The sequence below is a fragment of the Frigoribacterium sp. AC759 genome, from assembly GCF_979256015.1.
The window spans coordinates 135,595-143,807 of record NZ_CEEDMT010000004.1 but is presented as its reverse complement, the minus strand read 5'-3'; the positions used below and the strand labels follow the sequence as shown (position 1 = coordinate 143,807).

Annotated in this window: 7 protein-coding genes and 2 pseudogenes; 7 read left to right on the top strand and 2 right to left on the bottom strand. The window is 71.4% G+C overall.

Annotated features, from left to right (window positions below; translation table 11 throughout):
* Positions 1-201 precede the first annotated feature (201 nt).
* Entirely contained in the window at positions 202-1,224 is a 1,023-nt protein-coding gene (locus ACZ6JE_RS06420) for a LacI family DNA-binding transcriptional regulator (protein ID WP_192061177.1), read from the bottom strand.
* A gap of 164 nt (positions 1,225-1,388) precedes the next feature.
* Here ACZ6JE_RS06420 and ACZ6JE_RS06415 point away from each other — a divergent pair, with 164 nt between their 5' ends.
* The 7 genes and pseudogenes from ACZ6JE_RS06415 to ACZ6JE_RS06385 all read left to right on the top strand — a co-directional run bounded on the left by ACZ6JE_RS06415 (position 1,389) and on the right by ACZ6JE_RS06385 (position 7,568).
* A complete protein-coding gene (locus ACZ6JE_RS06415; RefSeq protein WP_243215685.1) occupies positions 1,389-2,645 on the top strand; it encodes a sugar ABC transporter substrate-binding protein in 1,257 nt (418 codons plus the stop codon).
* A 77-nt stretch (positions 2,646-2,722) separates the two neighbouring features.
* Positions 2,723-3,697: a carbohydrate ABC transporter permease gene (locus ACZ6JE_RS06410; protein ID WP_243215684.1), complete on the top strand. Its 975-nt coding sequence runs from the start codon at positions 2,723-2,725 to the stop codon at positions 3,695-3,697.
* 116 nt (positions 3,698-3,813) lie between these two features.
* Positions 3,814-4,575 (top strand): carbohydrate ABC transporter permease, encoded by a 762-nt coding sequence (locus ACZ6JE_RS06405; protein ID WP_243215687.1) that lies wholly within the window; start codon positions 3,814-3,816, stop codon positions 4,573-4,575.
* Between the two features lie 4 nt (positions 4,576-4,579).
* On the top strand, positions 4,580-6,559 hold the full coding sequence (locus ACZ6JE_RS06400; RefSeq protein ID WP_464318487.1) for a glycoside hydrolase family 127 protein: 1,980 nt from the start codon (positions 4,580-4,582) through the stop codon (positions 6,557-6,559).
* A gap of 66 nt (positions 6,560-6,625) precedes the next feature.
* A pseudogene (locus tag ACZ6JE_RS06395) lies at positions 6,626-6,721 on the top strand (DivIVA domain-containing protein); the annotation flags it as partial.
* Positions 6,719-6,877: pseudogene (locus tag ACZ6JE_RS06390) on the top strand (DivIVA domain-containing protein); the annotation flags it as partial. The pseudogenes ACZ6JE_RS06395 and ACZ6JE_RS06390, both read left to right, overlap by 3 nt.
* 103 nt (positions 6,878-6,980) lie before the next feature.
* A complete protein-coding gene (locus ACZ6JE_RS06385) occupies positions 6,981-7,568 on the top strand; it encodes a YdeI/OmpD-associated family protein (RefSeq protein WP_464318486.1) in 588 nt (195 codons plus the stop codon).
* A 95-nt stretch (positions 7,569-7,663) separates the two neighbouring features.
* On the opposite strand, the gene ACZ6JE_RS06380 is transcribed toward ACZ6JE_RS06385, so the two are convergent.
* Positions 7,664-8,134, bottom strand: a complete 471-nt coding sequence (locus ACZ6JE_RS06380) for a MaoC family dehydratase (RefSeq protein ID WP_192061173.1) — start codon at positions 8,132-8,134, stop codon at positions 7,664-7,666.
* Between the last annotated feature and the right edge of the window lie 79 nt (positions 8,135-8,213).

Here is an 8,213-nt window from a genome sequence, read left to right as displayed (position 1 = left end):
CGCCCGGCTCGCCGATGCCGCGGCCGGCCTCGATCGTCACGCCGAGTCACGCGCCACGGAGGGGGCGGCGGGCCGCCGTCATCGGTGGCGGGTCAGCGCTGACCCGCCGCGAGTGACGGGAACCCGCCGAACCTCCCGCGGGTGCGTGCGCAGGGGGCGTGCGCGTGCCCAGGAGGCGCGCGTCGGGTGCAGACCGCCGAGTCACGCCGAGTCGCGCACCACGAGCCGCACCGGCCCCGCCACCACGCCGGGCGACGGCGCCCCGCCGATCGCGTCGACGAGGTGCTGCGCCGCCGCCCGCCCGAGCTGTTCGAGCGACATGTCGACGCTGGTGAGGGTCGGTCGTGACTCGCGCACCAGGAGGTCCCAGTTGTCGAACCCGATCACGGCGACGTCGTCGGGCACCCCGACGCCCTCGTCGCGCAGCGTGTCGATGACCCCGCGGGCGATGTGGTCGCTGCCGCCGATGATCGCGTCGACCGCTTCGCCGCCCCGGACGAGGAGGCGCGCGCAGTCCCGCCCCCACCCCTCGCCCCACTGCCCGAACAGCGACGTGCCGCCCACGAGCTCGAGCCCGGCCGCCTCGACGGCCTGCTGCACCCCGGCGGCCCGGTCGCGTGCCGCGGCGTACGAGGCCTCGCCGTTGACGAGGGCGATGCGCGTGCGACCCGTCGCCAGCAGATGCTCGGCGGCGAGGCGGCCGGCCTGCACGTTGTCGGGCGTGAACGACGCGTCGGCGGGGTCGGTCGACGGCGCATAGACGTACACGACGGGCACATCGGCCATCAGGGGCACGGGTGGTCTCGGGTTCGTCGTCCGCCCGACGATCAGCAGACCGTCGACGCGCCGGGTCAGCAGCGTCTGCAGGTGCAGCTGCTCGCGCAGGGCGTCGTCGCGGGCGTCGGCCAGCAGCACCGAGAGCGACCCCGAGCCGAAGGCGTCCTCCGCCCCGAGCAGCACCGGCAGCACGAACCGGTTGTCGAGATCGCTGGTGACCATGCCGATGGTGCCGGTGCGTGGCGAGTTGAGCGCCTGGGCGAAGAAGTTGGGGGTGAACGACAGCGCGGCCGCGGCCTCCTGCACCTTGACCCGCGTGCTCTCGCGCACCTGGGCGCGACCGTTCAGGGCCTTCGAGGCCGTCGCCACGGAGACCCCGGCGGCACGCGCCACGTCGGCGAGCGTGACCGTCGATGCGGGGCCTCTGCCGCCTGCTGCGTTGGACATGTTCCGAAAATAGTTCACAAAGTCGTTGACGAGCAACCAGGCCGCGTGTAACTTCACTCCCGAAACCAGTTTCGGTCTCACGTTCTCGACGACGAGCACCCGCGCCGCACCTCCGGCCCGGCTCTCTGACGGAGCACCCGCAGCAGTTCAGAGAGGAACCTCCTGTGATCTCCCCCTTCCACAGCAAGAAGGCCGCCGTCGCGCTCGTCGGGCTCGCAGCGGTCTCGCTCGCCCTCACCGGCTGCTCCGGTGGCGGCTCGTCCGCCGGCGGCGACGCGGCCACCGGCACCTACACCTTCTGGGACCCGTACCCCCAGTTCGACGGCACGTCCGACTGGACGAAGCTCGTCGAGTCGTGCGGCACCGAGGCCGGCGTCACCATCGAGCGGACCGGCTACGACACCTCCGACCTGACGAGCAAGGCGCTCCTCGCCGGTCAGCAGGGCAACAGCCCCGACCTGCTGCTCGTCGACAACCCGGTGGTCTCGACCCTCGCCGAGGCGGGTCTGCTGACCGACACCGACGAGACCGGCGCCGACACGGCCGACATCGAGGAGAACATCCTCGCCGCGGGTCAGGTCGACGGGAAGACCTACGGCGTTCCGATCGGGGCCAACACCCTGGCGCTCTACTACAACAAGGCGATCCTCGACGAGGCGGGCGTCGACCCGGCCTCGATCACCGACTGGGACTCCCTGACGAGCGCCCTCGAGAAGGTCACGGCGGTCGGCAAGAAGGGCATCACGTTCTCGGCCATCGGCACGGAGGAGGGCAGCTTCCAGTTCCTCCCCTGGTACTGGGGCAGCGGGGCCGACCTGACCGAGCTCGACTCCGACGACGCCGTCTCGGCCCTCGACCTCTGGACGGGCTGGCTCGAGGAGGGGTACGCCCCCAACTCGGTGATCAACAACACCCAGACCACGACGTGGCAGGAGTTCATGACCGGCGAGTACGCGTTCGGCGAGAACGGCACCTGGCAGCTCGCGGGCATCAAGGCGTCCGACATCGACTACGGCATCATCTCGATCCCCTCGAAGGACGGCGGTGCGGCCCCCGCACCGACCGGCGGCGAGTTCCTGACCGTGCCCGTGCAGAGCGACGACGCCCGTTACGAGGTCAGCGAGAAGATCCAGGCCTGCCTCACGAGCACCGACAACCTCGTCGCGACCGACACGACCCTGTCGTACGTCGCCCCGACGAAGGACGCCCAGGAGGCGCAGCTCGCCGCCGATCCCGACCTCGAGCCCTGGGTCACCGCGGTCGGCGAGGCCAAGGGGCGCACCAGCGACGACCTCGGCACGGACTACCCGAAGATCTCGGAGCAGCTCTGGAAGGCCGTGCAGAACAGCCTCAGCGGGTCGGCGAGCCCCGAGGAGGCCCTGAAGGAGGCGCAGACCGCTGCGTCCTCCGCCACCGAGTAGCACGCGACACCGCGCAGCACCGGCAGCACCCGCAGCACCGCACCACCGCGACACCGCCGAACGACGACAGGAGCACCATGAGCACCGACACGATGGAACGTCGTGAGGCCGTGTCCCCGGCGGGGACGGGCGGCACGCCCGCCCCCGCCGGACCCACCCGCAGGCGCCGCCCCGACACGGGGCAGCTGGCCGCCTGGGCGTTCCTCGCCCCGGTCGTCGCCTACCTCGCCGTCTTCTACGTCTGGCCGCTGGTCCGCAACGTCGACCTGTCGACGCACGACTACACGGTCCGCTCGTTCATCGACGGGAACGCGCCCTTCATCGGGTTCGAGAACTTCGCCGACGTCTTCACCAGCCCGACCTTCGGGCCGGCGCTGATCAACACCCTGCTGTTCACCGGCATCTCGATCGCGTTCCAGTTCTCGATCGGCATGGCGCTCGCGGTGTTCTTCTTCCAGAGGTTCCCGCTCTCGGCGACGCTCCGGGCGCTGTTCCTCGTGCCGTGGCTCCTCCCCCTGATCGTCAGCGCGTCGACCTGGTCGTGGATGCTCAACAGCGAGAGCGGCGTCGTCAACTCGGTGATCCGCACCCTCGGCGGCGACCAGGTGAACTGGCTCACCTCGCCGCAATGGGCTCTGACCAGCGTCATCATCGCCAACATCTGGATCGGCATCCCGTTCAACCTCGTGATCCTCTACAGCGGGCTGCAGAACATCTCGGGCGACATCTACGAGGCCGCCGCCCTCGACGGCGCGAACGCCTGGCAGGTCTTCTGGCGCATCACGTTCCCCCTGCTGCGACCGGTGTCGGCCATCACGATCCTGCTCGGCCTCGTCTACACGCTGAAGGTCTTCGACATCATCTGGATCATGACGCGGGGCGGCCCCGGCGACGCCTCGACCACCTTCGCCATCTGGTCGTACCAGCTCGGCTTCGGCTCCACCCTCCCCTCCTTCGGACCGGCCGCGGCCGTCGGCAACCTGCTGATCGTCATGGCCCTCGTCTGCGGCTTCGTCTACCTGCGCGTGCAGAGGAAGCAGGACCAGTCATGACCACCGCCGTCCGCCCCGCCGCGGCCCCCCGATCGGAGGCGCGCCGCGCCTCCTCGGGGAGAGCCGGTCGTCGCAGTCTCGCCACCACCGTGATCGGCGTCGTCCTGACCGCGATCATGCTGTTCCCGATCTACTGGATGATCAACGTCTCGCTCACCCCGACCGCGCAGATGCGGCAGAGCCCGCCGTCGTGGTTCCCCGCCGCGCCGACGCTCGACGGCTACCGGGCCGTGGTCGCCGACCAGCTGCCGTACCTCGGCACGAGTCTGCTGGTGGGGATCGGCACCGTGGTCGTGACGATCGCGCTCGCCGCGCCGGCCGCGTACTCGCTCGCGAAGCTGCGACCCCGGGGAGGAGGCGCGCTGAGCTTCGTCCTGCTGGTCGCGCAGATGATCCCGCAGGTGATCATGGCCATGGGCTTCTACGCGATCTACCTGAACCTCGGGATCCTCGACGAGTGGTGGGGGCTGGTCATCGCCGACTCGACGCTCGCCGTGCCGTTCGGGGTGCTGATCTTCACCGCCTTCATGCGGGGGATCCCCGACGAGCTGATGAGCGCCGCGAAGCTCGACGGCGCCGGCGCCTGGCGGACCTTCATCTCGATCGTGCTGCCCGTCAGCCGCAACTCGGCGGTCACCGTCGGACTCTTCGCGTTCCTCTGGGCCTGGTCGGACTTCGTCTTCTCGTCGACGCTCAACAGCGGCGGCGACGCGCAGACGATCACCCTCGGCATCTACCGCTACATCGGCAACAACAACCAGGAGTGGAACTCGATCATGGCCACCGCCGTCGTCGCCTCCATCCCCGCCACCGTCCTGCTCGTCGTCGCCCAGCGCTACGTGGCCGCCGGTGTCACCGCAGGCGCCGTGAAGGACTGACGACATGACCGCCACCCACCCCTCGAGGAGCATCCCCGTGACCACCGTCCAGACCTCGACGTCCGCCCACGGCGGCCCCGTCGCCCCGCGCAGCTCGGCGCTGACCCCCCTCGACTCGAGCGAGATCCGTCTGACCGGCGGCTACTGGTTCGACAAGCAGCAGCTCAACGCCCACGTGGTGCTGCGGCACTGCGAGGACTGGATGGAGCGCATCGGCTGGACGGCCAACTTCGACCGGGCGGCGTCGAGCGAGACAGGCTGGGAGCACTCCGGCATCGAGTTCGTCGACAGCGAGGTCTACAAGCTGCTCGAGGGCATGGCGTGGGAGCTCGGCCGGTCGCACGACGCCGACCTGGCGGCCCGCTACGACCGCCTCGTCTCGCGCGTCGCCTCGGCGCAGGACGACGACGGCTACCTGCACACCAGCTTCGGCCGCCCCTGGCAGCCGGCGCGCTACTCGAACCTCGAGTGGGGGCATGAGCTCTACAGCTTCGGGCACCTGATCCAGGCGGCCGTCGCGGCGGCGCGCACCGGTCTCGACAGCGCGATCGTCGACGTCGCACGTCGCCTGGCCGATCACCTATGGGAGGCGTTCGGGCCGGAGGGGCGGGTCGCCGTCTGCGGGCACCCCGAGATCGAGGTCGCCCTGGTCGAGCTGGGTCGGGCTCTCGACGAGCCCCGTCACGTCGAGCTCGCCCGCCTCTTCGTCGAGCGTCGCGGCCACGGGCTGCTCGCACCGATCGAGTACGGGCCGGAGTACTTCCAGGACGACGTGCCGGTGCGCGACGCGGACGTGCTGCGGGGTCACGCGGTCAGGGCGCTCTATCTGGCCGCCGGTGCGCTCGACGTCGCGGTCGAGACGGGCGACGCCGAGCTCGCCGACGCCGTCCGCCGTCAGTGGGAGGCGACCGTCGCGCGACGCACCTACGTGACCGGCGGCATGGGCTCGCACCATCAGGACGAGTCGTACGGCGCCGACTTCGAGCTGCCGCCCGACCGCGCGTACTCCGAGACCTGCGCGGGCATCGCGTCGAACATGCTGTCGTGGCGGCTGCTGCTGCAGGACGCCGACCCCCGGTACGCCGACCTGATCGAGCGCACGCTGCTGAACAACGTGATGGCCTCACCCCGTGACGACGGCCGCGCGTTCTTCTACACGAACACGCTGCACCAGCGCACCGACGGCGTCGCGCCCGACGAGGCCGCGTTGAACGCGCGCGCCCTCTCGAGTCTCCGGGCCCCCTGGTTCGAGGTGTCGTGCTGCCCGACGAACGTGGCCCGCACGCTGGCGAGCGTCGAGTCGACCTTCGCGACGACGACGCCCGGCGGGCTGCAGCTGCACCAGTACGGCGACTACGACGTCGACACCGCGCTCGCCGACGGCACGGTCGTCGCGGTCTCGGTGCGGAGCGGCTACCCGTACGGGGGCGACGTGACCGTCACCTGGCGCGAGGACACGGGGCGCGAGGTCGAGCTCGACCTGCGCATCCCGTCGTGGGCCGGGTCGGCGCGGGTCGGGCGGGGTGGTGCGGCCGGCGGGGCCGCCGCCGGTGAGGCCGCCGCCGGTGAGGCCCCGGACGTGCGCGTCGGGCGCACGACGACCGTCTCCGGGCGGTTCCGCGCAGGCGACGTCGTGACCGTCGAGTTCCCGCTCGAGGCGCGCTGGGTCACCCCCGACCCGCGCATCGACGCCGTCCGAGGGCAGGTCGCCGTGCAGCGGGGCCCGCTGGTGCTCGTGCTCGAGTCGACCGATCTGCCGAGCGGAGACGTGAACGACATCGTGGTCGACACCGGCGCGACCCTGGAGACCACCGCGACCGGCGCCTCCGTCGACATCGCCCGATTCGCCGACGAGACGGTCGACTGGCCCTACGGGGAGTCCGGCGGGCGGGTCGTGCCCCTGGGTCGCGTCGACCTCGTGCCCTACGCCTCGTGGGCGAACCGCGGGCCCTCGACGATGCGCGTCTGGCTGCCCACGACCTGACCCCCGGGCCGCGAGCGTGGCAGGCCGCGACCCGTGGGAGTATCGAGGCACGAACGAGGGGGAGACATGCTCGCACAGGACGTCGTCGCGACGAGATTCACACCGACCCGATTCCGGGAGGGCTACGACCAGGATCAGGTCGACGATCTGCTCGACAAGATCACCGCGACGTTCGCGGCCGTCGAGCAGGGGCGCGGCCCGGGCCCCCTCACCGCCGACGAGGTCGTCGCGGCGAGATTCCAGCCGACGAAGTTCCGCGAGGGGTACGACCAGGATCAGGTCGACGCGTTCCTCGACCAGGTCGTCACCGCCCTGCGCGCCGTCGAATCGCCCACCGCCGACTGACCACGGAGCCGAGGAGGCGCGGGTCGGGGAGGCGCGGGTCGCCACCCGCCGACGGACCCGGCCCCGAGAGGGAGACATGAGCGACGACCACCTCACCGTGCCCGACGCCGCCGCCTGGCGGGCCTGGCTCGACGCCCACGAGTCGACCTCGGACGGCGTGCGTCTCGTGCTCGCGAAGAAGGGCACGTCGAGCCCCACGTCGCTCACCTACGCCGAGGCGCTCGACGAGGCGCTCTGCAGCGGGTGGATCGACGGGCGCCGCAACGCCATCGACGAGGCGACCTTCCAGCAGCACTTCACGCCGCGTCGAGCACGCTCGATCTGGTCGGTGCGCAACGTCGACCACGTCGCGCGGCTGGTCGACTCGGGCCGGATGCGCCCGCGGGGCCAGGCCGAGATCGACCGGGCCAAGGACGACGGACGCTGGGATCGCGCCTATGCGGGCCAGGCGGACATGGAGCCGCCCGCCGACCTCGCGGCTGCGCTCGCGGACTCGACCCGCGCCTCCCAGGCGTTCGCCGGGCTGAGCCGGTCGGCCCGCTACTCGGTCATGCATCCGGTGCTGACGGCGTCCACCGAGGAGGCGCGGGTCGGCCGCATCGCCCGCGCCGTCGCCCGGCTCGAGGCCGGCGTCGAGCCGCCCGGCGTCGCTTCGCCCGACTGACGCCCACCCTGGTCAGAAGACGCCCTTCCCGGCGCAGCGAAGGGCGCTTTCCGCCCACCGTGCTCACGGGAGGGACGCGGGCAGGCGCCGACCCCCTACGCGCGGCGGCGGATCAGGTTCATCATCACCTGCGACATGACGACCTCGTCGCGCTGATTCAGCATCTCGATGCGGGTGCGGACGATGCCGCGGTCGGGCTTGGTCCGCGACGGGCGGGCCTCGAGCACCGTGAACCGCGCGCGCAGCAGATCGCCGGGGCGGACGGGCAGATGCCAGCGCAGCTCGTCGACGCCGGGAGACGCCAGGCTGGTCCGCTCGTTCAGGAAGTTGTCGACCATCAGCCGCATCATCACGGCTGTCGTGTGCCAGCCGCTGGCGATCAGCCCGCCGAAGGGGCCGTCGGCCGCGCCGAGGGGATCCAGGTGCATGGTGTGCGGGTCGAAGTCGGCCGCGAAGCCCACGATGGAGCTCTCGGTCACCTCGACGGGGCCGTACGTCCCACCGTCGCCGGGCCGGTAGTCGTCGAAGTGGCGGTCACGCAGCGGGGTCTCGTCGAAGGAAGGCACGAGAGGAGACGCTACACATCGCGCAGTCTCCTGGTCGTGGGCTGGACGGACGTGCGGAGCGCCCCCGCTGCTGCCGAGG

What these genes read in the sequence shown, in the direction of transcription:
- ACZ6JE_RS06400 (WP_464318487.1), top strand. Translation starts at nt 4,580, where the DNA reads ATGACCGCCACCCACCCCTCGAGGAGCATCCCCGTGACCACCGTCCAG.
- ACZ6JE_RS06420 (WP_192061177.1), bottom strand. Translation starts at nt 1,224, where the DNA reads ATGTCCAACGCAGCAGGCGGCAGAGGCCCCGCATCGACGGTCACGCTC.
- ACZ6JE_RS06405 (WP_243215687.1), top strand. Translation starts at nt 3,814, where the DNA reads ATGCTGTTCCCGATCTACTGGATGATCAACGTCTCGCTCACCCCGACC.
- ACZ6JE_RS06410 (WP_243215684.1), top strand. Translation starts at nt 2,723, where the DNA reads ATGAGCACCGACACGATGGAACGTCGTGAGGCCGTGTCCCCGGCGGGG.
- ACZ6JE_RS06385 (WP_464318486.1), top strand. Translation starts at nt 6,981, where the DNA reads ATGAGCGACGACCACCTCACCGTGCCCGACGCCGCCGCCTGGCGGGCC.